We start from the raw sequence: 20488 nt of genomic DNA, 5'->3' as shown, positions 1-20488 counted from the left end.
GCGCTGGCGCCATAAGAGGTATGGCCCACTCTTTCAAGGATCGTTATGAAGCCGAATCCCCTTCCGCCGCCGCCTCTGCCCAAGCCGTACGGCATGGCGATTGCGCCGCATTGCAACATGCTCGCCGCCCGCACGGTGTCCTGTCATTTGAAGCCTGACGGCTTTCTGCTGCTGACCTACCAGCTCGACGATGGCGATACCAAAACAGTGCGCCTGGCCGCTGACCGGCCTCCGCCCCGGCCGGGTCAGGCGGTCCTTATTTTCTTTCAGACCGGCGAAGCCGTTCGATTTACCACCCTGCCTTTTAGGAGCATTCAATGAGCAAGCCAAAATCCATCCTGAAGCCGGCGGCTAGCGCCGGCTCTGCCGTCTCGTTCCGCGTTCCCGCGGATCTTGCCCAGGGGGTTCCCAATGAAATCTGATCAGAAAGGATTTGCGGCCGGGCGGGATGCCGCCGAACAGGAGAAACAGCAGCTACAGCCGGAAGTTATGCGTGGCCTAGATAGTCGTTTGAAATATGGCAAAGCTATCGTTGCGGCACAGATTTATGGCGACGAAGGTGCTGATATTGGTCTGGCCGAGGCTGAACGTCTTGGTTCTATTGAATACAAAGATGGGCGGCGCTTGGATGATCCGCCCCTGTTGTTCAAGAGTGCTCCCATCCTCCTCGAGGCTTGGCGGCTCGGCTGGAAGGAGCAGTGTCATAGCCGTGAGGGCCGATCTATCGGGAAGCCGGTCGACAAGGAACAGGCGCTCGAGCAGCCGGCACTCGAGATGCCTGGCGGCGATGCTGGCCTGACTCAAAAGCTCGAACCGGTGACGATGGAGCGCATTGAGCAGGTTGCTGATGTGTTTGCAAAAGGCCGAGAGATAGCGCCAAAAGCAATCGACTACGGCCTCGGCTTTTGAGTTCGTTTTCTGGACATAGGGAGGTGTAGCCACCTCCGAAAGGATCTGTTAATGAGCAAGTCAAAATCCATTCTGAAGCCGGCGTCTGCCGCTTCTTCCGTGTCGTTCCGTGTCCCGGCCGATCTCGCCGCCCGCCTGACGGCCGTGCGGGCGGCTTCGCAACCTCTTGGCCTAGTGCTCGATATCGAACCGGCCTTGACCAAGGCGCTGTCGCGCCTGGTCAAGCAGGCCGAGGCCGAGCTGGCAGCGTCCGCAGCGCCTGTGGCCGCTGGGCTGGAGGCGGTTGCGGCTTCTTCCGCCCCTGTTTTTGAATCGGTGTCCCCGGAGGTGCAGCATGTCTGATGGCGTGTTGTTCGTTGATATATTTTCCCCTGAGCAGATCATCGCCTTTCGGGGCCAGGTGCTCGATCATCTTCAGCAGATGGACGAGGATGCTTGGCTGTCCTTCCGCCATCACGATGCCTTGATGGAAGATCGTTGGGTGACTAACGATCTGTCATCCGATGCGGTGCTCGCCTTGACCCGTGCGGATCTCGTTTTGCGCCATGTGTCGTCGTCCAATGTGCCGGCCGAGCAGCTGCGCCTGCTCGATCGTCGCTGGATAACTATCGGCACGATCGAGGATTCACCCATCTGGTACTCCCGGCATTGTGGCATTTACTTCTGGGCCGTCACGCCAGATGCGCCGCATACGCTGGAACTGTGGTTGTCTTTTCCGGCTCTGCCTCGCCGTTGGTAGCGCCCGGCGCTTGTCGTCAAACAGGGCCGATATATGTCCGATATATCGGCCCTGGTTTGCTGGCGTTGTCGGATGCCTGGTTGGTGTCGTCAAACATGTCCTAAGGTTCGGACATATATCGGCACCATGTTGTTTTGCCGTGGCGGGGCTTGTCGTTTTCGTCGTCAAACATGTCCGAAGGTTCGGGCATATATCGGCACTATGTTGTTTTGCCGTGGCGGGGCTTGTCGTTTTCGTCGTCAAACATGTCCGAAGGTTAGGACATATATCGGCACTATGTTCGGCGAATCGGCCGAGGGCCGAGCGGGTACTGCCAGGGTAGCCGAGTCAGGCTCGGCTATCTTCCCGCCAGCGGGAAGAAGACCCTTCTGCCCCCTTTCGCTTGCGCCGTCCCGGCGCTGTAGGGGCTAAAGCCCCGGCCGCTGCGCGGCAGTCAGTCGGCCGATAAATCGGCCTTTGGTGGCTGGAAGCCGTTGATCTGCGGTGCGCTTCCTTTTCCTAGAACCGTCTTAAACGCATGCAGCGCCCTAAAACGCCGACGTGTAACACGCCAGCGCTCCCTGCAAGGGCCGGGCTGCGCCCTGAAATCCGCGCCCGTTCGGTCCTCGCTGCGCTGCGGTCCGCATGCGGCCTGTGGTTTCTCCCTTTCCAGTCGCTTTTCCTGGCGTGTTCCTCGACGGCACGGGCACTGCAAGCAAGACGGATCTAGGAAAAGGAGAAATAACCATGCACGCACATCAACAACCAGCCACCACAAGCAAAAGCCAGGTACGGGATGCAGCAATCCAGATCAGCAAGCCCCAAACCCTGAACAGCCAGCCGATTACCTGCGAAACGCTCGATGGCGTTTCCTACTACAGCACCACCCGCCGGGGCGTTCATTACTGCGCGTGCAAGCAGCACGACAGCGATCAATGGTGGGTTTCAACGCACCGTATCGCCCTCGGGTCGATGCACATCGGAGGCGGGCGCTACTACCGGGATCTCAACGACCTGGCTGCCAACTGCAAAGCCTTTGCCGCACTGCCGGCCCTTCTTCCCCTCATCTAACCCCCAGGAGCAAACCATGAATGCAATTTTCGGCGATGTGATCTACGCCTACAGCCGCGCCCAGGCGATCGAGGACGGCGTATTGGTCGACCTGAGCTATCCGGAGAGCGACACCGCGCCGGTGTGCCGTCAGCACTACAAGTTTCCGATCGCCGCTACCGCTGCGGTGTTCGAGGTGATGCAGAAGGCCGTGGATAACCGGAATTACTGCAACAGCTACGCCGGAATCCTCCACGACATGCTGTGGATGAGCCGCGCAGCCGGCCGCAAGCTGGACGAATCCACCGTGGTTTTCCCCGTGATCGTCGCGGGCGCCGGTCGCCGCCGCAACTACGAATTCAAGCTCGTCGTCGGACCCGGCGACCAGGGCGAGCCGGTGATCACGATCATGCTGCCTGGCGAGGATTGAGCGGGGTCGGTTCGCTCTGGCGACATATGGATTTAGCAGTTTTTGAAGCGTTTTATTGGATAGGAGATTTCAACCATGACCCTGTTTATCGGCAATCCGAAGGCGACAGAACACCAGCGAGGCGCCGAGGGACTGTTCGCCTGCTGCGATACCAAGGCGATGCGCGCACCGGCCGGCATGGCTACGCGCTGGCGGACTACCCATCGGCCAACCACCAGCCCCCAGATGGGAACGCCCGCATGGGACGCCTGGTGTGCCGGCGAGCCCGTCTGGGAGCCTGTCCTCGTCCTCAAGGCAATCAGGGGGAAAGTATGAAGGTCAGCGCTGACCGACTCTTTGACGCCTCATTTGCCGAGGCTTGCCGTGTCCAGGCAGCCCACCTGGTGGGCAAGCCATACGCCGGGGAGCTGGCCTTTGCGGGTGCCTTGGCGAAAGTCTCCGATCTTTTGAGCGACGCCCTGTCGTCGTCTCCTGAGCGCCGTAAAAGCGCTCGCAACCGTCTCAAAGTCTTACTCGCACAAGGGGAATGAAATCATGAACGAAAACGAAAAAAACCAGGGCTTCTGGAAGAGCGTCAAGCAGTCTTTCGCGTACGGGCTGGGCGGTTCGCTGGGCTGGCAGGCCGGCAACCTTATCGGCGGCGCCATCGGCTGGCTGTTCCGCCGCGCCTGGCTGCTGCTGTTCGTCCCGGTCCCGTACTACATGCTGGCCATCAACGAGACCGCCAAGGCCGAGCGCCAGCAAGCGAAACCGGCCATCGTGAAAAAGGTGGATGCCCCGGCCCGCCAAGGCGGCAAGCAGCAGAGCGAGCAGAAATCCGAGGACAAGCCGAGCAACGCCCCGGTTTTGTTCGGCCGGCCCCTGTACTGAGCGTTTCGGTTCGCGCTGGCGCCATAGGAGGTAGGTGGTCAGGTTGGCCACCGCAACCGCGAAAGTCGAAAGGAGCATCACCATGGGCGACCACGCTCAATTGTCAGCCGATGATCTCAACACCGTCCGCCAGGCCTTGAAGTGCCCGGCGGAACAAGTCCAGTCTGAGGCGGAACGTTCGTTTCTGAAATCGACCCGAGACCGTCTCAAGCGTTTCGGGGAGGGGATTTACCTCAGCACGAAGCAGCTTGAGTGGCTGCGCAACATCGCCGCACGCGGCGCCACTGATGGCGGCAAACGCCCCGGCAAGGCGAAGGCGGCTAGTCAGGTCGAGGATCTGCCCGCCTATGACGATCTGGCGGGGGAGTGATCATGCTCTGGACCTTGCCTATCTATACCCTGGCGAGCTTGCTCGCGTATTCCGTGGCGCACCGGCATGGTATCGCCCCGGCGCTTGGCCCGGTCGCGGCCTATGGCGTCTCCCTGGTGGGGGCCGTTTCCTTGTATGCCCTCGCGGAATACCTGGCCTGGGCCTTCCTCGTTGAGTTGCCGCGCCAGCTGGCCCGCCGCGCATCGGTGCCGGCCGGCGAAGCATCGCCGCCAGCTTTCCGGCGCATGGAGGTGGCCCAATGAAACGGCCCATTCTGTTCCTGGTCGCGCTGCTGTTTGCCGCGCCCGCCCTGGCGGCTGGGGCCGATCAAGCCTTCGCCCAGGCGATCAACAGCTTCTTCGACAGTGCAAATGGCTTGGCATCGAAAAATATCTTTACGGCAGAGGGCCAGTGGCTGATGGGCGGGCTGCTGACCATCCTGATTAGCTGGACGGGCATCATGTCCCTGGTCAGCGACGGCGGTTTGCCGGAAGCCATGGCAAAAATGGTCCGCATCATCCTGATGGCGGGTATTAGCTGGTTTTTTTTGCAGGCCGACACCCAGCAGAAGCTGGTCGGCGGATTCGACTACATGGCGGCCAAGGCAGCCAAGGCAGCGGCCACCGGCGCACCGATCCAGTTGGACAAGCCGGCGCAGCAGCTCGCAGCAACCATCGGCGCCGGCCTCGATACGGCCTTGAGCCTCTGGAAGCCGATCGACGATGCCAACAACCAGGACAAGCGGGACTGGCTGGATATCACGCTGAACGAGGGGCCGCTCGCTTTCCTGGCAGGGAACCTGGGCGAGGGCATCGTGAAAGCCCTGACCGTGGCCCTGATCGTCCTCACGCTGGCCGTTTATGGCTTCGTGATCGCCTCTTCCCTCGTGCTGGTTCAAATCGGTCTGGTCTGCGCACCGATCCTCGTGCCGTGGCTGCTATGGGATGCAACGAGCTTCCTGTTCAACAGCTGGCTTCGTTTCATGATCGTGGCCGGTCTCGTGCGCCTGGTGGCCGCGCTCAACCTCTCGATGACCTGGGCGCTGCTCGATGGCGTGAAGAAGCTCGCCAATACGGCGAATAGCACGGCGGCATTCGATTTCTCAGCTTACCTCGCCGCGCTGCTCCTGACCTTGCTCATGTGCTTCCTGATGCTCCAGACCTTCAGCATCGCCTCCGGCCTGGTCTCTGGCCTGCCGTCCATCGCCATGCCCAGACTGCCGAGCCCTGGCCCGAAGCCGGGCGGCGGCAATGGCAACGGCCCATCCAAGAAATAACCCAGACCCACAGGAGTTCACCATGAATATTCCCGATCGCATCAAACCGAACGCGCAGGAATCCGCCGAGCTGCGCGCTGCGCTGAAGTACCGGCGCACCCTGTCACTCGATCACGAGGAGCGCGGTATCGCGCCGCCCAGCGCGGAATGCAGCTGGGGCGGAGCGCTCTGGTGGGCGCTGGCCTGCCAGCTCCAGGACCGGCCAGCCGTAACCGTCGCCGGTTTGCTGTCCCTTTTCTACGTCGGCGTGTTTCAGCCGATTCACCAACTGCTTTTCGTCTGACCAGGAGGAACAAATGCGTAAATTCTTTGCTATCGCCGCCACCGTGTTGGCTACCAGCGTGAGCCCATCGGCGCACGCGCAGTGGGCAACCATTGATATCGCCAATCTCCTGCAAAGCATCATGACTGTGATTTCCGAGACGAGCCAGGAGGCGAATCAGATCGAGCAGCTGATGAACCAGGCGCAACAACTGGAGTACGACTATCGGCAACTACAGTCTATTGGTCAGGGAGACGTGTCAGGACTGCTGGGAACGGTGCGTAGCGCGCTGAATACCCAGCGTGCCTACGTGGGGTCCGTCAAAGGGCTGTACGGCGATCTGGGCAACGCCAAGCGTGTTGCCGAGGATCTGTACCGGCGCATGGCGGCATCCGGCCTCTCGCAGGCGGAATGGATGGAGCGGGAGGCGGAGATCAACAAGGCTCGCCAGGAGGGGAACGGCTATTTGTCGGATTACCAGGCCGACGTGCTGCAACAGGTCGGCAAGCGTTACGAGGAGGTGCGAAACCTCCAGGGCAAGATTACCTCGACCGAGGGAACGCACGAATCCATGCAGCTGATGAACTCGCAGATGAACGTCCTTCTGGCCACGACCAATCAGCTCCTGGAGCACAACGCGACGCTGGCCCAGCGGGCAACGCACCAGGATATCGAGCAGGCCGGCCGCGAAAAATCGCGGGTAGATGCATACGGTGAGTGGCGCAAGGCCCAAACCGAAAGCACGGCCAACGCCCGCAAAGCGTTCAAGGCGCTGGAGGCAAACGCCCCGAAGTAATCCACAGAAACTGTGGATAAGCGGCCCCTGGGGGCCGCCTGAACCCCCGAACTGCTTGGGTGTGGTCGGGGGTGATTAGTTTTTAGGCGGGTATTCCACCGAAGCTGCTTCAGCTTCTTCCGCTTGCCGCCGATTGATTTTCTGGGCCAGCTTCGGAGCTCCAATGTGGGTGTACTCCTTTAGTGACTGCTGTGAGATGTGGCCCGAGATGCTCGCCACTTCTATTTGATCCAAGCCTAGCTCAAATAGTCGCGAGACCGCCTCATGTCGCAAATCATGAAATCGAAGTCCAGCTATTTCGGCGCGTTTGCAAGCAAAATCCCATGCTGTTCGAATTGCATCTTTCGTGAACGGGAAGACGCGACCGCCATCAGAGGGGCGCTGGAGCTCACGAATCAGCGCAACAGCCTTGGCGGACAGGGGGACAACCCTATCTTTACCATTCTTTGTGTCGTACAGGCTGATTGTCCCGTGGTCGTTGGCCAGCTCGATATCTTCCCAGCGCATCTTGAGCAGTTCGCCTTGGCGCATGGCTGTCTCTATCGCCAGCTGTACCAAGGGGCGCATAGCTGGGTTACGACTGGCCTTCAGCGCGTCGATGAGGCGGGTTTCCTCTCCATCTTCTAGGCGGCGCTTTCGACTCTTGCAGGGGGGAGGGAGAAAAATGTCACGTACTGGGTTCGGCACCGCAATCCTCCACTGCCGGCGGGCGACCTCATAGAGTGAGGAGATCAGGCTTGCATATTTGCGTTTGGTTTCGCCAGTCAATGCCTTGCCGGCCTGGGGGCCTGTGCCATCACGTTGAAGGCTGTTGAGAAAGCTGTTCACGTCTTCGCCGGTGATCTGATAAATCGATTGCTTGGCAATTTTGTGGCGGTTGATCTTCCGGATAAATCCCTTTTCAACCTCAGCTCCTTTCTTGCGCGGGGTAATCTCCTTTTCGTAGCGCTCCAAAGCCTTGGCGAGGGTCAGGGCTTTGACATCGGCTTTCTTTACGCGCGACGCCAAGACACGTTTTGCATCTGGATCCAGCGCGACGGCTGCGCGCTTTGAATCGCGGTAGGCTCGGGCCTCGGCCAGGGTCGAGAAAGTGCCCGATACAGAACAGCCATTGATGGTCAGTTTGACCTGGTACGAGTCAGGCCCCCGCTCGTAGATTCCCTTGTCGACACGCTTCATTTTTCCCAATCTTTCCCAAACAGGACGGGTAAAATTTTACAGTGACTTGTTTAATAAGTGAAATCTATGTTTACGCACCAGCTTTAGGTTCTGGCGTAGAAATACGTGGGGGTTCGAGTCCCTTCCTGGGCACCATAGCGAGCACTTCGGCCAGGAACTGGTGGGCCGGCAGTCGGAAACCGGCTGCATTGCGATGGCCGCCTCCGCCATAGCGGGCGGCGATGACCGAAACGTCGAAATCCCCTTGGGAACGCAAGGAGACCTTGGCCAGGCCGTCGGCGGTCAGTTGCCAGGTCAGACCGAAGCTGCCGCTCCGCTCGGCCAGCAGATTGCCCAGCTCCGATGCAAAAACCACGTTGGCGTTGGCTGCCAGACCTGTCACGGCCTGCCACGATTGTTCGCCGTCGGTAATCACCGGCAGGCCATGGCGTACCGCCTGCAAGGCATCGATCGGTTCGCCGCGCAGGCGGGCCGGGCAGGGGAGTCCGCCCTCCGCCAGGCGCCTGACTTCAGCCTGGAGTTGCCGTTCGATGGCTTCGCCACCGACCAGCAATTGGCGATAGGCTGGCGAATCAGCATCTTCGCAGGTGCGAACGAGGGCATCCCAGGTGGCGAAAGAGAAGGGCTCCATGCGCAGTGCACGACACAGTGGCCGTGTCTCGTCCAGCGTGAATCGCCACAGATCTAGGTCCTCGATGCAGGCGAGCAAGCGCGGCAGGGGCTCATCAGGCTGGAAATGCTCCCAAGCCAGTCGGGTGCCGGATTTCTCCAGGTCGAAGACGACCGTCAGTGGCCGGTCAGGAGCGTTGTAGCAGGTGGCCCCCTCGTTGGTGTTCAGGACGGCAAGCCAGTCCCGACGTGCCGACACGTGATGATCGAGTTGCACGACGCGGGTAGCCTGCGCCGCCATCGCTTCCAGTATGGCGGGCGGAAACGAGAAATCGAGAATGAAGACCTGCCGACCGGCAACGTCGTCGGCCAGCCAACTGTCGCCATGGTGCATCGGGCGATAGTGAGCCGCCTCGCCGAAGCGACGCCAGGCAGCATAGGCGGCAGCGAAACCATCCAGGCAGTCGGCGTGGTAATAGATCGTGACGGGGTGATTCATCGTGCCTGGCAATCAGTAATGCGGCGGAATTTCATCCCGCAGGCTGCGTTGTTCCGCCGGTTGGGCATTCATGACCTGTTCGCGCAGCGCCCGGAGTTCGCCGATCAGTAGATCGATCTGCTGTTGCTGGCGAAAGACGGTGCGGTTCAGTTCGTCGACCAGGTCCTCGGTGTAGCTGAGTTTGATCTCGATTTCGGTGAGGCGTGATTCCATGGGCTTTATGTTCAGTGATCCTGTGGTTTGTCGTTTTTGTCCGGAAGTTGTGGTCCGCGATGCAGCAGTGGCAGGGCAGCGCCGAGCAGGATCAGGAAGCAGAGTCCGAGAATGATCCAGGCTGTATTCATTCGATGTTAGTCCAGTTGGCGAGCCCGACAGTGTAACGAAAGAAATTGCGAAAGGCTGTTGACACGGGCGAATAATGGTCTATAATGCGGCCTTCTTCAGGCGGTTAGCTCAGTTGGTTAGAGCGCCACGTTGACATCGTGGAGGTCGTTGGTTCGATTCCAATACCGCCTACCAAAATTCCTGATGAGGCTGATCATGCTGTTCCGAACTTGCACCGAAGTTCAGAAACTGTAATCGAGTCAGCTTCGTTAACAAAAAAGTGCGGCTCGGACCGCACTTTTTTTTCGTCCAGATTTTTCCAGAGATTCCGCCATGCCCGATATCAAACTGCCCGATGGTTCCGTCCGCTCTTACGAGCAAGCAGTCACCGTCGCTGAAGTCGCTGCCAGTATTGGCGCCGGCCTGGCTCGCGCTGCACTGGCTGGCAAGGTCGACGGCAAGCTGGTGGATACCTCGCATCTGATCGAGATGAATGCAGACCTTGCGATCATCACTGACAGGGATGCCGATGGCCTCGAAATCATTCGCCACTCGACTGCCCATTTGCTGGCCTATGCCGTCAAGGAGTTGTTCCCCGACGCGCAGGTTACGATCGGTCCGGTCATCGAAAACGGTTTCTACTACGACTTCGCCTACAAGCGCCCATTTACGCCCGAGGATCTGGAGGCGATCGAGAAGCGTATGGCGGAACTCGCCAAAAAGGATATTCCGGTCAGTCGCGAGGTCTGGGATCGCGACGACGCGGTGAAGTTCTTCCTGGCTCAGGGGGAAAAGTACAAGGCCGAACTGATCGGCGCCATTCCGTCGGGCGAGCAGGTTTCGCTCTATCGAGAAGGCGATTTCATTGATCTGTGTCGCGGCCCGCACGTGCCGACCACGGCCAAGTTGAAGGTCTTCAAGCTGATGAAGGTGGCTGGAGCCTATTGGCGTGGCGATCATCGCAACGAGCAACTGCAGCGTATCTACGGCACCGCCTGGGCCAAGAAGGAAGATCTCGATGCCTACCTGCACATGCTGGAAGAGGCTGAAAAGCGCGACCATCGACGTCTGGGTAAGCAGTTTGACCTGTTCCACATGCAGGACGAGGCGCCGGGTCTGGTCTTCTGGCATCCCAAGGGTTGGGCGATCTGGCAGGAAATCGAGCAATACATGCGCGCCGTCTATCGCAATAACGGCTACCAGGAAGTCCGCTGTCCGCAGATTCTCGATAAGTCGCTGTGGGAAAAGTCCGGCCACTGGGAGCACTACAAGGACAACATGTTCACCACAGCATCGGAAAATCGCGATTACGCGGTGAAGCCGATGAACTGCCCGGGTCACGTTCAGGTCTTCAATTCCGACCTGCGTTCCTACCGCGAACTGCCGCTGCGCTACGGCGAATTCGGCTCCTGCCACCGCAACGAGCCGACTGGCGCGTTGCATGGCCTGATGCGCGTGCGCGGATTCGTTCAGGATGATGGGCACATCTTCTGCACCGAGGATCAGATCGAATCCGAAGTCACCGCCTTCAATGCTCTGGTCAAGAAGGTCTATGCCGATTTCGGCTTCCATGACGTCGCCGTCAAGCTGGCCTTGCGTCCGGATAGCCGGGTTGGTTCCGACGAGGTTTGGGATAAGGCCGAGGATGCATTGCGCCAGGGTTTGCGCGCTTCCGGACTGGAGTGGACGGAGTTGCCGGGTGAGGGTGCCTTCTATGGCCCGAAGATCGAATTTCACATTAAGGACGCGATCGGTCGTTCCTGGCAATGTGGCACCATGCAGGTGGATTTTTCGATGCCGGGGCGTCTTGGTGCGGAGTATGTCGCCGGCAACGATGAGCGCAAGGTGCCGGTCATGTTGCACCGGGCGATCCTTGGTTCGCTGGAGCGTTTCATCGGCATCCTGATCGAGAATTTCGCCGGAGCCCTGCCTTTGTGGCTGGCGCCGGTGCAGGCAGTGGTGCTGAATATCTCCGAAAAGCAGGCCGATTACGCTGCCGATGTTGCACAAAAGCTGCATGCGGCAGGCTTCAGGGCCGAGGCTGATTTGCGTAACGAGAAAATTACCTATAAAATTCGAGAACATAGCTTGAACCGGCTGCCTTATCAGCTCGTTGTGGGCGACAAAGAAAAGGCGGACGGACTAGTGGCCGTGCGTACACGCGGTGGTCAGGATCTCGGTCAAATGACGGTCGAGGCGCTGATCGAGCGACTCCAAGGGGAAGTCGCGGCGCGGAGTGGCACGGCTTAATTATTGATATTTCGGGGGTTTTACCATCGCTCAGAACAAGGCCCATCGTTTAAACGATGAGATCACGGTGCCGGAGATTCGTCTCCAGGGTGTTGAAGGTGAGCAGCTAGGGATTGTGAATATCCGTACTGCGTTGCAGATGGCCGAGGAAGCCGGGGTTGACCTGGTTGAAATCGCGCCGACGGCAAAGCCGCCTGTCTGCCGCATCATGGATTACGGCAAGTTCAAGTACCAGGAGCAGAAGCGCGCTCACGAAGCGAAGCTGAAGCAGAAGCAGGTGCAGGTCAAGGAAGTCAAGCTGCGTCCGGGTACCGACGAGAACGACTATCAGATCAAGCTTCGGAACATGACACGCTTCCTGGAAGAAGGCGACAAGGTCAAGGTGACCCTGCGCTTCCGGGGACGTGAAATGGCGCATCAGGAATTTGGTATGCGTCAGTTGGAACGAATCAAGGCTGACCTCGAGGCCGTTGGCGCCGTCGAGCAAATGCCGAAGATGGAAGGCCGTCAGATGATCATGATCATCGGGCCGGCAAAGAAGAAGTAGTATTGGTCGTTGGTTATTAGCCGCTAGTTGTTAGCTAACAGCTAGAAACTGGTGACCGGCAACTAAAAAAGAAGTGCTTTCGGGTTTGGAAGCGTTCCCGCCGGGGACCACCTGACGGCATGTCATTAAGGAGCATTAAATGCCCAAAATGAAGACCAAGAGCAGCGCCAAGAAGCGCTTCTCGGTTCGCGCTGGTGGTTCCATCAAGCGCGGCCAAGCCTTCAAGCGTCACATCCTGACCAAGAAGACCACCAAAGTGAAGCGTCACCTGCGCGGTGCTACTGCTGTTCACGAGCGCGACGTCGCATCCGTCCGCGCCATGATGCCCTACGCGTAAGGAGATAGCACATGTCCCGAGTTAAACGTGGTGTAACGGCTCGCGCCCGTCACAAGAAGGTTCTGGACCAGGCCAAGGGTTACCGCGGTCGTCGCAAGAACGTATATCGTATCGCCAAGCAGGCGGTGATGAAGGCTGGTCAGTACCAGTATCGTGACCGTCGTCAGCGCAAGCGTCAGTTCCGTTCCCTGTGGATCGCCCGTATCAATGCTGCAGCTCGTGAGCTGGGCATGAAGTACAGCACCTTCATGAACGGCCTGAAGAAGGCCAATATCGAAGTCGACCGCAAGGTTCTGGCCGATCTGGCCGTCTTCGACCAGCCGGCATTTGCCGCTCTGGCTGCACAAGCCAAGGCCAAGCTCGGCGCCTGAGCTTAAGCTCTTGAAGAAAAAGGAGGCGCAAGCCTCCTTTTTTGTTTATTCGGCAGTTTCGTTGGTATTAGTCCATGGACAATCTCGATCAGATCGTTAGCGAAGCCAAGGCGGCTTTTGCTGCCATTTCCGACCCGGACGCACTGGAACAGGTGAAAGCCCGTTTCCTCGGCAAGAGCGGCCAGATTACCGAACTTCTGAAGGGCCTGGGCAAGCTCCCGCCTGAGGAAAAGAAAACTGCCGGTGCCGCGATCAACGTCGCCAAGACGGCTGTCGAAACGGCGCTGAACGAGCGTCGCGAGGCGATCCGCAAGGCTGCGCTGGAAGCGCGCCTGGCCGAAGAGGCGCTGGATGTGACGCTGCCCGGACGCGCCGAGGTACGTGGCGGCTTGCATCCGGTGACGCGCACGCTGGAACGTATCGAATCCCTGTTCGGTTCGATAGGTTTCGAAGTCGCCGATGGGCCAGAAATCGAGGAGGATTTCTTCAATTTCACCGCCCTCAATACGCCCGAAGATCATCCGGCGCGCTCCATGCACGATACCTTCTATCTGCAAAACCCGGATGGCACCTTGGCAGACAAGGTGCTGTTGCGTACGCATACCAGCCCGATCCAGGCCCGCTACATGCAGGCCCATGTGGCCAAGTTCGCTCACCTGGAGCGCATGCCCGAGATACGCATCATTGCGCCGGGGCGCGTCTATCGTGTCGACTCGGATGCAACCCATTCGCCGATGTTTCATCAGGTCGAGGGGCTGTGGGTCGGCGAGAACGTATCCTTCGCCGACCTGAAGGGTGTCATTGCCGACTTTTTGAAGAGCTTCTTCGAAACCGATGATCTGACCGTCCGTTTCCGGCCGTCCTTTTTCCCGTTTACCGAGCCTTCGGCCGAAATCGACGTCGCTTTCATGAGCGGCGCGCTCAAGGGACGCTGGCTGGAAATCGCCGGCTGCGGCATGGTGCATCCGAATGTGCTGAAGATCGCTGGGATCGATCCGGAAAAGTACACCGGCTTCGCCTTCGGCTTCGGCCCGGACCGCCTGACCATGCTGCGCTACGGTGTTAACGACCTGCGCCTGTTCTTCGAAGGTGACCTGCGTTTCCTGCGTCAGTTCGCCTGATTCCATTATCGAGACACGCCAATGAAATTCTCCGAATCCTGGTTGCGTACCCTTGTCGATCCGAAGCTGACGAGCGAGGAACTCTCCCACCTGCTGACCATGGCTGGCCTCGAAGTCGAGGAACTGCAGCCCGTCGCACCCGCCTTCACGAGCGTTGTCGTCGCTCAGGTTCTTGAGGTCGTCAAGCATCCGGATGCCGATCGTCTGAATGTCTGTCAGGTCGATATCGGCAGCGGTACGCCGCAGCAGATCGTGTGCGGTGCGCCGAACGTCGCGGCTGGCCTCAAGGTTCCCTGCGCCTTGCCGGGGGCTGAGCTACCCGGCGATTTCAGGATCAAGGTTGCCAAGGTGCGCGGCATCGAATCATCCGGCATGCTCTGTTCGGCGAAGGAACTCGGCATCGCCGAAGAGGCTTCCGGCCTGCTGATCCTGCCAGTTGATGCACCGGTCGGGCAGAGCATTCGCCAGTATCTCGACCTCGACGACCAGCAATTCGAGCTCAAGCTGACGCCGAACCGTGCCGACTGTCTGTCGCTGCTTGGCATAGCCCGCGAAGTGGGAGCCATCACCGGTGCCGCAACCTGCTTGCCTGTCGTTCAGGAAGTCCCGGCGAGTATTGCCGACCAGCGTTCCGTCGTACTCGATGCGCCGGATGCCTGCCCACTTTACTGCGGCCGGGTGATCAAGGACGTCAACGCCAAGGCCCCGACACCGGAGTGGATGAAGCGCCGCCTGGAGCGGAGCGGTATCCGTGCCATTTCCGCCTTGGTCGATGTGACCAATTACGTCATGCTCGAACTGGGCCAGCCGTTGCATGCTTTCGACAATACGAAGCTCAATGGCGCCGTGCATGCTCGCCTGGCCCGAACAGATGAGAAATTGCTGCTGCTCAACGAGCAAACCATTGCGGTCGATTCAGACGTTCTGATGATCGCCGACGATGCCAAGCCGTTGGCCATGGCCGGCATCATGGGGGGAGAGGAGAGCGGTATCACGCTGGAGACGACGGAACTCTTCCTTGAGTCGGCATTCTTCTCCCCGCGCGCGATCGCCGGCCGCGCCCGGCGCTATGGTTTTGCATCCGACGCCTCGCACCGTTTCGAGCGTGGAGTCGATTTTGGCGGTGTTCGTCGCGCCATGGAACGGGCGACGCAACTCATTCTTGACGTCTGCGGCGGCCAGGCGGGTCCGGTCGTCGAAGCGCGGGCCGAGTTGCCGGCGCGCACGCCGGTTCGCCTGCGTACTCCCCGCGCCGAGAAGGTGCTCGGTCTGCCATTGGGGAGCGAGCGCATAGCTGCCTTGTTCAAGGGGCTGGCCTTGTCCTTCGAACAGAATGGTGACGATTTCCTGGTGACGCCGCCAAGCTGGCGCTTTGATATGGAAATCGAGGAGGACCTGATCGAGGAGATCGCACGTCTCTACGGCTACGACAACATTCCGTCGCCGGCCCCGCAGGCGCGTCTGGCCATGATGCCTCAACCCGAGGCCCAGCGTCCGGCCTATCGCATCCGTCAGATGCTGGCTGATCGCGGCTATCAGGAAGTGGTCAATTTTGCTTTCGTCGAGGAGGCCTGGGAGGCTGATTTCGCAGCCCGGACGGCGGAAGCCGACTTGATCCGTCTCGCCAATCCGATCGCCAGCCAGATGGCTGTGATGCGTTCCAGCCTGTTTGGCGGTCTGGTAGCCAATCTGGTGACCAACCTGAAGCGCAAGCAGGGGCGTGTTCGACTCTTCGAAGTCGGTCGCACCTTCCATCGTGATGCCCAGGCTGCGCCGGTCAGCGGTTTCCGTCAGCCATGGAAACTGGCCGGCCTGGCCTTTGGTAACGCATTGCCGGAAGGTTGGGCCGGGGGGGCGCGCAAGGTCGATTTCTTTGATGTCAAGGGCGACATCGAGGCCTTGTTCGCTCCGGCGCAACTGCGCTTCGAAAAATTGCAGCATCCGGCCTTGCATCCCGGGCGTGCAGCCCGTGTGTTGCTCGATGAGCAGGACATCGGTTGCCTTGGCGAATTGCATCCCGAGTGGGTGCAAAAATATGACCTACCGAATGCACCGGTGCTCTTTGAGCTCGACTTTGCGGCAGCCAAGGCGGTTAACGTCCCAGTCTATTCCGAGGTATCGAAATTCCCGCCGGTGATTCGTGACCTGGCCATTGTCGTGGACCAGAATGTCGCTTTGCAGACCTTGCTCGATGGCTTGAAAGGGCAAATTTCCGGCCTTATCCGGGACATTCAATTGTTCGATGTATACGTCGGAAAGGGTGTCCCCGAAAACAAGAAAAGTCTTGCTTTCCGGATAGTTATGCAAGATACTCAACGCACTTTGCAAGATTCGGAAGTTGATGCTGCGATGCAGCAACTGGTGTCCTGTTTCGAACAGGCATTCGGTGCTCAACTGCGTGCCTGACGGAACAATAACGATGACGCTGACCAAAGCGGAACTCGCCGACCTGCTGTTTGAGAAAGTTGGCCTCAACAAGCGTGAGGCCAAGGACATGGTTGAGGCCTTCTTCGAAGAAATCCGTAATGCGCTGGAGACCGGGGACGGTGTCAAATTGTCCGGCTTCGGCAACTTTCAGTTGCGCGACAAGCCGCAGCGCCCCGGGCGCAACCCCAAGACCGGGCAGGAAATCCCCATTACCGCGCGTCGTGTGGTGACTTTCCATGCCAGCCAGAAACTCAAATCGGATGTTGAACTAGCCTTCGATGGAACAACGGCATAAGACTGCGGGCGGCGATGAGTTGCCGCCCATTCCCGCCAAGCGGTACTTCACCATCGGTGAAGTCAGCGAGCTATGCGGCGTCAAGCCGCATGTCTTGCGTTACTGGGAGCAGGAATTCAATCAACTCAAGCCGGTCAAGCGCAGGGGTAATCGTCGCTATTACCAGCACCATGAAGTTCTTTTGGTCAGGCGGATTCGTGAACTTCTTTATAATCAGGGGTTTACGATTAGTGGTGCGCGTAACAGGCTGGACGAAGGCGGGGCTGTTGATATGGCTGCGGCCGAAGTCGCCGATTCCGCCAAGGTTCCAGGGGGCTTGCGCAGCGAATTGACTGCAATTATCGAGATGTTGCGGCTTTGAAATCGGGGCTTTTCAGGTATAATGCTTGGCTCACGTCGGGGCGTAGCGCAGCCTGGTAGCGCACTTGCATGGGGTGCAAGGGGTCGCGAGTTCGAATCCCGCCGCCCCGACCAGTGAAATCAAGGAGTTAGGCCAGTTTCTCGGAACTGGCCTTTTCTTTTGGGCCGAATCAGGCCGGGCTGCCTAACGATTCAGGGCGGTGGCAATCAAGAGACTGTTCTTCGAGGCTTGCCAATGAATCAATCCAATACAATGTTCTCCAGTCTGCAACCAGCGCGGGTGTGGGCTCATTTTGCCACTTTGTGCAGTGTTCCTCGCCCATCGAAAGATGAGGCGGCGCTACGAGACGGCCTGTTGGCCTGGGCTTTGGCACGTGGCCTGGCGGCGGAGGTGGATACGGCGGGTAACCTGATCGTCCGGAAGCCGGCGACACCTGGCTGGGAAAAATCGCCGGGCGTGGTGCTGCAGGCGCATCTGGACATGGTGTGTCAGAAGAATGCTGACAGCGAACACGATTTTTCCTACGATCCCATTATCCCGGAATGCCGTGATGGCTGGCTGGTGGCGGAGAAAACGACACTGGGGGCTGATAACGGGATCGGTGTTGCCTTGATCCTTGCGGTTCTGGAGAGCGACGACATCGCTCATGGCCCACTCGAAGCACTGCTGACGGTGGATGAAGAGGCCGGCATGGGTGGAGCGCGTGGCCTGGTGCCAGGGGTGTTGCAGGGGAGGCTGATGTTGAACCTGGATACCGAGGACTGGGGCGAGTTCTATCTGGGCTGTGCCGGTGGCCTGGATGTCAATGTGGTGCGCCATTCTCCGGCTGAGCCTTGTCCGGCCAGCTACGAAGGCTGGCGTCTGACGCTGCAAGGGCTGCGTGGCGGGCATTCCGGGGTTGATATCCACGAGGAGCGCGGTAATGCCATCAAGCTGCTGGTTCGTACGCTGCATGGCCTGGCGGCTAAATTTCCCTTGCGCTTGGCCAAATGCAAGGGCGGGACTGCGCGCAATGCATTGCCTCGCGAAGCTGAGGCGATATTCGCGCTGCCAGCAGGACTTGGTCAGCCGTTGGCCGAAGCTGTCGCTGGGTGGGAAAAGACCTTGCGGGACGAGTTGAGTGGTGTGGACGATGGCCTGCGGCTGCTGCTCGGCGCCTGTGCCGTGTCATCCGTGCTGCCGGTGGCTGAGCAGGGCGTCTGGTTATCGTCGCTCCATGCCGCGCCCCATGGTGTTCGACGGATGAGCCGACGGGTGCCCGGTGTGGTGGAAACCTCAAACAATCTGGGGATGCTGGATCTCGGGCCGAACGGCGGTACATGTAATTTCATGGTACGTTCGCTGGTCGACTGCGGTGGCCAGGCGTTGGCCGATGAAATTATCAGCCTGTGGGCCTTGAGTGGCACCCCGGCGCTACAGGATGGCCATTACCCGGGTTGGGCGCCGAATCCCGATTCCCCGTTGCTGAAGACCTGCCAAGAGGTCTATCGGCGGGATTTCGGTACCGAGTCGAAGGTGCAGGTGATCCATGCCGGTCTGGAGTGCGGCATCATCGGTGCGAAATATCCGGGTATGGACATTGTTTCGTTCGGCCCGACCATACGCGGCGCACATGCGCCGGGCGAGCGGGTCGAGATCGCCTCGGTCGAGCGTTGCTGGCGACTGTTGACGGCGATTCTGGCCGAGTTGCGCTGAAGGTCCGGTTCAGCGGCCGCGTATGGCCTCGCGACGGGCGAGGCCGAGTTTGCTGGAGCGTTCCATTTTCTGCACGAAGGCCGGAAAGTCGAGACCGAATTTGGCGCGCAGTTCCTTGGCGAAATTGTGCAGCCAGCGCCAGCGCGGTTCGAAATAGCGTTCCTTGAAAGCGTACAGCACGTGGTTGCCGTCGTCCGGCACCGAGATGACGATGACCTGGTCGTCGAAAACATGCATGACTTCGCCGATCAGGCCCGCGTAACTGTCCTTTTCGCCGGCCAGGTTGATGACCAGCACGCCGTTGCCGGCCAGCTTGGCGTAGGCGTTCTCGAAGAACTCACGGTTGGCCAGCGCTGGGGCAAAACCAGTCTTGTCGAAGGCGTCCACGAGCAGGACATCGAGGCCTTTTTCCGTTGACGCAACGAATTCAGCACCGTCACCGGTTACGATTTGCAGGCGCTCGTTGTCGGGCGGCACGAGGAAGGTATCGCGGAAGGCGATGACGTCGGGGTCGAGTTCGACTGCCGTCATGTGTGTCCCGGGCATCCGGTGGTAGCAGAACTTGACCAGCGAGCCTCCGCCCAAACCGATCAGGGCGACGCGTTTCGGGCGCGGCTGGAAGAGCAGGAAGGCCATCATTTTCTGGGTATATCGGATGGCCAGGTCATTCGGTGCCTTGAGCGACATTTCGCTCTGCATCAGGCGGACGTTGAAATACAGGAAGCGCGACTTGCCGTCGTCGATGACGAAGGGCTTGGGGTAGCTCTCGTCCAGCAATTGGGCACGCAGTTCTCCGGCACGTGCCCAAGGCGGTTCATGCAGCAGCACGGTGCCCGTCTCGACTTCGAACGGACTGGGTAATTCGAAGAGTCGGGTCAATCCGGTAGGTCGCTGGCGTGGAGCAGGAAGACGTACTGATCGCCAGCGGCGGTATCCAGCCAGATGAAGGGCAGCGTCGGGTAGGCAGCTTCCAGTGCCTCCCGGTTATGGCCGATTTCGACGACCAGGATGCCGTTGTCGGTCAGGTGCTGCTTCGCTTCGTGCAGGATGATGCGGGTGAAGTCGAGGCCGTCCTCGCCCGAGCCGAGCGCCAGTTCGGGTTCGTGCAGGTATTCCGGCGGCAGGCGGGCAACCGACTCGGCATTGACATAGGGCGGGTTGGAAACGATCAGGTCAAACTTGCGGCCGGCCAGATTCTGGAAAGCATCGGACTGGATCAACTCGATCCGGTTGTACAGGCTGTAATCGGCCACGTTGCGTTCAGCGACGGCGATGGCATCGGGCGACAGGTCGACGGCGGCAACCTCGGCATTGGGGAAGGCGAGGGCGGTCAGGATGGCCAGGCAACCGGAACCAGTGCAAAGATCGAGCGCCGATTCGATGGCCCAGGGATCGTCGATCCACGGCGCGAGTTGTTCATCGAGCAGTTCGGCGATGAAGGAGCGCGGTACGATGACGCGGTCGTCGACATAGAAACGGTGCTCGCCCAGCCAGGCTTCATGCGTCAGGTAGGCGGCCGGCAGACGGTCCTGGCAGCGGCGGGTGTAGATGTCGAGCAGTTGTTCGCGTTCGTGCGGCAAGAGGCGGGCGTCGAGGAAAGGCTCCAGGCGGTCAAGCGGCAGGTTCAGCGTGTGCAGGGTGAGGTAAACCGCTTCGTCCCAGGCATTGTCGTTGCCGTGGCCAAAAAACAGGCCGGCGGCATTGAAGCGGCTGACGGCGTAGCGGATGTAATCGCGAACGGTGAAGAGTTCGGTCTTGGCGGCGGTGGTCATGGCGAGTTGCGAGTTGTTGG

26 protein-coding genes, 3 tRNA genes and 1 pseudogene are annotated in these 20488 nt (G+C 59.6%); 25 read left to right on the top strand and 5 right to left on the bottom strand.

Annotated elements, in window-relative coordinates:
* Positions 1 to 45: 45 nt before the first annotated feature.
* The 13 genes from K420_RS0114180 to K420_RS19810 all read left to right on the top strand — a co-directional run bounded on the left by K420_RS0114180 (position 46) and on the right by K420_RS19810 (position 6681).
* The gene (locus K420_RS0114180) at positions 46 to 321 is read left to right on the top strand and encodes a hypothetical protein (protein ID WP_027458651.1); all 276 of its coding nucleotides are present in this window, start codon (positions 46 to 48) and stop codon (positions 319 to 321) included.
* A gap of 90 nt (positions 322 to 411) precedes the next feature.
* The gene (locus tag K420_RS0114175; protein ID WP_027458650.1) at positions 412 to 909 is read left to right on the top strand and encodes a hypothetical protein; all 498 of its coding nucleotides are present in this window, start codon (positions 412 to 414) and stop codon (positions 907 to 909) included.
* Positions 910 to 960: 51 nt separating this feature from the next.
* A complete protein-coding gene (locus tag K420_RS0114170) occupies positions 961 to 1251 on the top strand; it encodes a hypothetical protein (RefSeq protein ID WP_157275104.1) in 291 nt (96 codons plus the stop codon).
* The gene (locus tag K420_RS0114165) at positions 1244 to 1648 is read left to right on the top strand and encodes a hypothetical protein (protein WP_027458648.1); all 405 of its coding nucleotides are present in this window, start codon (positions 1244 to 1246) and stop codon (positions 1646 to 1648) included. The genes K420_RS0114170 and K420_RS0114165 overlap by 8 nt, the downstream gene beginning before the upstream one ends.
* Before the next feature lie 726 nt (positions 1649 to 2374).
* Positions 2375 to 2698 (top strand): hypothetical protein, encoded by a 324-nt coding sequence (locus K420_RS0114160; protein WP_027458647.1) that lies wholly within the window; start codon positions 2375 to 2377, stop codon positions 2696 to 2698.
* A gap of 16 nt (positions 2699 to 2714) precedes the next feature.
* The gene (locus K420_RS0114155) at positions 2715 to 3107 is read left to right on the top strand and encodes a DUF6573 family protein (RefSeq protein WP_027458646.1); all 393 of its coding nucleotides are present in this window, start codon (positions 2715 to 2717) and stop codon (positions 3105 to 3107) included.
* Between the two features lie 75 nt (positions 3108 to 3182).
* Complete coding sequence (locus K420_RS0114150; RefSeq protein WP_027458645.1) at positions 3183 to 3422, top strand: hypothetical protein; 240 nt, start codon at positions 3183 to 3185, stop codon at positions 3420 to 3422.
* A gap of 219 nt (positions 3423 to 3641) precedes the next feature.
* On the top strand, positions 3642 to 3977 hold the full coding sequence (locus tag K420_RS0114140; protein ID WP_027458643.1) for a hypothetical protein: 336 nt from the start codon (positions 3642 to 3644) through the stop codon (positions 3975 to 3977).
* A gap of 82 nt (positions 3978 to 4059) precedes the next feature.
* A complete protein-coding gene (locus K420_RS0114135) occupies positions 4060 to 4347 on the top strand; it encodes a hypothetical protein (protein ID WP_157275103.1) in 288 nt (95 codons plus the stop codon).
* A gap of 2 nt (positions 4348 to 4349) precedes the next feature.
* Entirely contained in the window at positions 4350 to 4610 is a 261-nt protein-coding gene (locus K420_RS0114130; protein ID WP_035854844.1) for a hypothetical protein, read from the top strand.
* A complete protein-coding gene (locus tag K420_RS0114125; protein ID WP_027458640.1) occupies positions 4607 to 5623 on the top strand; it encodes a type IV secretion system protein in 1017 nt (338 codons plus the stop codon). The genes K420_RS0114130 and K420_RS0114125 overlap by 4 nt, the downstream gene beginning before the upstream one ends.
* 22 nt (positions 5624 to 5645) lie before the next feature.
* Positions 5646 to 5906 (top strand): hypothetical protein, encoded by a 261-nt coding sequence (locus K420_RS0114120; RefSeq protein WP_027458639.1) that lies wholly within the window; start codon positions 5646 to 5648, stop codon positions 5904 to 5906.
* Positions 5907 to 5919: 13 nt separating this feature from the next.
* Positions 5920 to 6681, top strand: coding sequence for a hypothetical protein (locus tag K420_RS19810; RefSeq protein WP_051453148.1), 762 nt, complete (start codon positions 5920 to 5922; stop codon positions 6679 to 6681).
* Between the two features lie 75 nt (positions 6682 to 6756).
* Here K420_RS19810 and K420_RS19085 read toward each other — a convergent pair whose 3' ends face one another.
* Positions 6757 to 7860 carry a site-specific integrase gene (locus K420_RS19085; RefSeq protein WP_198293856.1) on the bottom strand — a complete coding sequence of 368 codons (1104 nt, stop codon included), beginning with the start codon at positions 7858 to 7860 and terminating at the stop codon, positions 6757 to 6759.
* A 56-nt stretch (positions 7861 to 7916) separates the two neighbouring features.
* Here K420_RS19085 and K420_RS20565 point away from each other — a divergent pair.
* Positions 7917 to 7995 (top strand) — tRNA-Leu (locus tag K420_RS20565).
* 55 nt (positions 7996 to 8050) lie between these two features.
* Here K420_RS20565 and K420_RS20935 read toward each other — a convergent pair.
* Positions 8051 to 8491 (bottom strand): annotated as a pseudogene (locus K420_RS20935) (phosphoesterase); the annotation flags it as partial.
* 489 nt (positions 8492 to 8980) lie between these two features.
* A complete protein-coding gene (locus K420_RS0114100; protein WP_027458638.1) occupies positions 8981 to 9181 on the bottom strand; it encodes a SlyX family protein in 201 nt (66 codons plus the stop codon).
* 229 nt (positions 9182 to 9410) lie between these two features.
* On the opposite strand from K420_RS0114100, the gene K420_RS0114090 reads away from it, so the two are divergent.
* The 11 genes from K420_RS0114090 to K420_RS0114040 all read left to right on the top strand — a co-directional run bounded on the left by K420_RS0114090 (position 9411) and on the right by K420_RS0114040 (position 18696).
* A tRNA-Val gene (locus tag K420_RS0114090) sits at positions 9411 to 9487 on the top strand.
* A 138-nt stretch (positions 9488 to 9625) separates the two neighbouring features.
* The gene (gene thrS / locus K420_RS0114085; protein WP_027458637.1) at positions 9626 to 11542 is read left to right on the top strand and encodes a threonine--tRNA ligase; all 1917 of its coding nucleotides are present in this window, start codon (positions 9626 to 9628) and stop codon (positions 11540 to 11542) included.
* 25 nt (positions 11543 to 11567) lie between these two features.
* Positions 11568 to 12089 carry a translation initiation factor IF-3 gene (gene infC, locus K420_RS0114080; RefSeq protein WP_084019665.1) on the top strand — a complete coding sequence of 174 codons (522 nt, stop codon included), beginning with the start codon at positions 11568 to 11570 and terminating at the stop codon, positions 12087 to 12089.
* Positions 12090 to 12228: 139 nt separating this feature from the next.
* Complete coding sequence (rpmI, locus tag K420_RS0114075; protein WP_027458635.1) at positions 12229 to 12426, top strand: 50S ribosomal protein L35; 198 nt, start codon at positions 12229 to 12231, stop codon at positions 12424 to 12426.
* 11 nt (positions 12427 to 12437) lie between these two features.
* Positions 12438 to 12797: a 50S ribosomal protein L20 gene (gene rplT / locus K420_RS0114070; RefSeq protein WP_027458634.1), complete on the top strand. Its 360-nt coding sequence runs from the start codon at positions 12438 to 12440 to the stop codon at positions 12795 to 12797.
* A 74-nt stretch (positions 12798 to 12871) separates the two neighbouring features.
* On the top strand, positions 12872 to 13918 hold the full coding sequence (gene pheS, locus K420_RS0114065) for a phenylalanine--tRNA ligase subunit alpha (RefSeq protein WP_027458633.1): 1047 nt from the start codon (positions 12872 to 12874) through the stop codon (positions 13916 to 13918).
* 21 nt (positions 13919 to 13939) lie between these two features.
* A complete protein-coding gene (gene pheT / locus K420_RS0114060; protein ID WP_027458632.1) occupies positions 13940 to 16324 on the top strand; it encodes a phenylalanine--tRNA ligase subunit beta in 2385 nt (794 codons plus the stop codon).
* Between the two features lie 7 nt (positions 16325 to 16331).
* On the top strand, positions 16332 to 16640 hold the full coding sequence (locus tag K420_RS0114055; protein WP_198293901.1) for an integration host factor subunit alpha: 309 nt from the start codon (positions 16332 to 16334) through the stop codon (positions 16638 to 16640).
* On the top strand, positions 16624 to 17001 hold the full coding sequence (locus K420_RS0114050; protein WP_027458630.1) for a MerR family transcriptional regulator: 378 nt from the start codon (positions 16624 to 16626) through the stop codon (positions 16999 to 17001). Before K420_RS0114055 ends, K420_RS0114050 begins: the two co-directional genes overlap by 17 nt.
* Positions 17002 to 17037: 36 nt before the next feature.
* A tRNA-Pro gene (locus K420_RS0114045) sits at positions 17038 to 17114 on the top strand.
* 121 nt (positions 17115 to 17235) lie between these two features.
* Complete coding sequence (locus tag K420_RS0114040; RefSeq protein WP_027458629.1) at positions 17236 to 18696, top strand: aminoacyl-histidine dipeptidase; 1461 nt, start codon at positions 17236 to 17238, stop codon at positions 18694 to 18696.
* A gap of 9 nt (positions 18697 to 18705) precedes the next feature.
* Here the strand turns inward: K420_RS0114040 and K420_RS19075 are convergent, their stop codons facing one another.
* Positions 18706 to 19575 carry a fused MFS/spermidine synthase gene (locus K420_RS19075; protein ID WP_051453146.1) on the bottom strand — a complete coding sequence of 290 codons (870 nt, stop codon included), beginning with the start codon at positions 19573 to 19575 and terminating at the stop codon, positions 18706 to 18708.
* Positions 19572 to 20468, bottom strand: a complete 897-nt coding sequence (prmB, locus tag K420_RS0114030; RefSeq protein ID WP_027458628.1) for a 50S ribosomal protein L3 N(5)-glutamine methyltransferase — start codon at positions 20466 to 20468, stop codon at positions 19572 to 19574. Before prmB ends, K420_RS19075 begins: the two co-directional genes overlap by 4 nt.
* Positions 20469 to 20488 lie beyond the last annotated feature (20 nt).

It is taken from the genome of Dechloromonas agitata is5, assembly GCF_000519045.1.
Classification (GTDB): domain Bacteria; phylum Pseudomonadota; class Gammaproteobacteria; order Burkholderiales; family Rhodocyclaceae; genus Azonexus; species Azonexus agitatus.
This window is presented reverse-complemented; position numbering and strand designations above follow the sequence as displayed.

Bases quoted from the DNA above. Each gene is read 5' to 3' on its own strand.
- K420_RS0114155 (WP_027458646.1), top strand. From the start codon at position 2,715: ATGAATGCAATTTTCGGCGATGTGATCTACGCCTACAGCCGCGCCCAG.
- K420_RS19085 (WP_198293856.1), bottom strand. From the start codon at position 7,860: ATGAAGCGTGTCGACAAGGGAATCTACGAGCGGGGGCCTGACTCGTAC.
- K420_RS0114170 (WP_157275104.1), top strand. From the start codon at position 961: ATGAGCAAGTCAAAATCCATTCTGAAGCCGGCGTCTGCCGCTTCTTCC.
- thrS (WP_027458637.1), top strand. From the start codon at position 9,626: ATGCCCGATATCAAACTGCCCGATGGTTCCGTCCGCTCTTACGAGCAA.
- K420_RS0114140 (WP_027458643.1), top strand. From the start codon at position 3,642: ATGAACGAAAACGAAAAAAACCAGGGCTTCTGGAAGAGCGTCAAGCAG.
- K420_RS0114150 (WP_027458645.1), top strand. From the start codon at position 3,183: ATGACCCTGTTTATCGGCAATCCGAAGGCGACAGAACACCAGCGAGGC.
- rpmI (WP_027458635.1), top strand. From the start codon at position 12,229: ATGCCCAAAATGAAGACCAAGAGCAGCGCCAAGAAGCGCTTCTCGGTT.
- K420_RS0114135 (WP_157275103.1), top strand. From the start codon at position 4,060: ATGGGCGACCACGCTCAATTGTCAGCCGATGATCTCAACACCGTCCGC.
- K420_RS0114180 (WP_027458651.1), top strand. From the start codon at position 46: ATGAAGCCGAATCCCCTTCCGCCGCCGCCTCTGCCCAAGCCGTACGGC.
- K420_RS0114040 (WP_027458629.1), top strand. From the start codon at position 17,236: ATGAATCAATCCAATACAATGTTCTCCAGTCTGCAACCAGCGCGGGTG.
- K420_RS0114100 (WP_027458638.1), bottom strand. From the start codon at position 9,181: ATGGAATCACGCCTCACCGAAATCGAGATCAAACTCAGCTACACCGAG.
- K420_RS0114175 (WP_027458650.1), top strand. From the start codon at position 412: ATGAAATCTGATCAGAAAGGATTTGCGGCCGGGCGGGATGCCGCCGAA.
- K420_RS0114125 (WP_027458640.1), top strand. From the start codon at position 4,607: ATGAAACGGCCCATTCTGTTCCTGGTCGCGCTGCTGTTTGCCGCGCCC.
- K420_RS0114130 (WP_035854844.1), top strand. From the start codon at position 4,350: ATGCTCTGGACCTTGCCTATCTATACCCTGGCGAGCTTGCTCGCGTAT.
- K420_RS19810 (WP_051453148.1), top strand. From the start codon at position 5,920: ATGCGTAAATTCTTTGCTATCGCCGCCACCGTGTTGGCTACCAGCGTG.
- rplT (WP_027458634.1), top strand. From the start codon at position 12,438: ATGTCCCGAGTTAAACGTGGTGTAACGGCTCGCGCCCGTCACAAGAAG.
- pheT (WP_027458632.1), top strand. From the start codon at position 13,940: ATGAAATTCTCCGAATCCTGGTTGCGTACCCTTGTCGATCCGAAGCTG.
- K420_RS0114160 (WP_027458647.1), top strand. From the start codon at position 2,375: ATGCACGCACATCAACAACCAGCCACCACAAGCAAAAGCCAGGTACGG.
- K420_RS0114165 (WP_027458648.1), top strand. From the start codon at position 1,244: ATGTCTGATGGCGTGTTGTTCGTTGATATATTTTCCCCTGAGCAGATC.
- K420_RS0114120 (WP_027458639.1), top strand. From the start codon at position 5,646: ATGAATATTCCCGATCGCATCAAACCGAACGCGCAGGAATCCGCCGAG.
- prmB (WP_027458628.1), bottom strand. From the start codon at position 20,468: ATGACCACCGCCGCCAAGACCGAACTCTTCACCGTTCGCGATTACATC.
- pheS (WP_027458633.1), top strand. From the start codon at position 12,872: ATGGACAATCTCGATCAGATCGTTAGCGAAGCCAAGGCGGCTTTTGCT.
- K420_RS0114050 (WP_027458630.1), top strand. From the start codon at position 16,624: ATGGAACAACGGCATAAGACTGCGGGCGGCGATGAGTTGCCGCCCATT.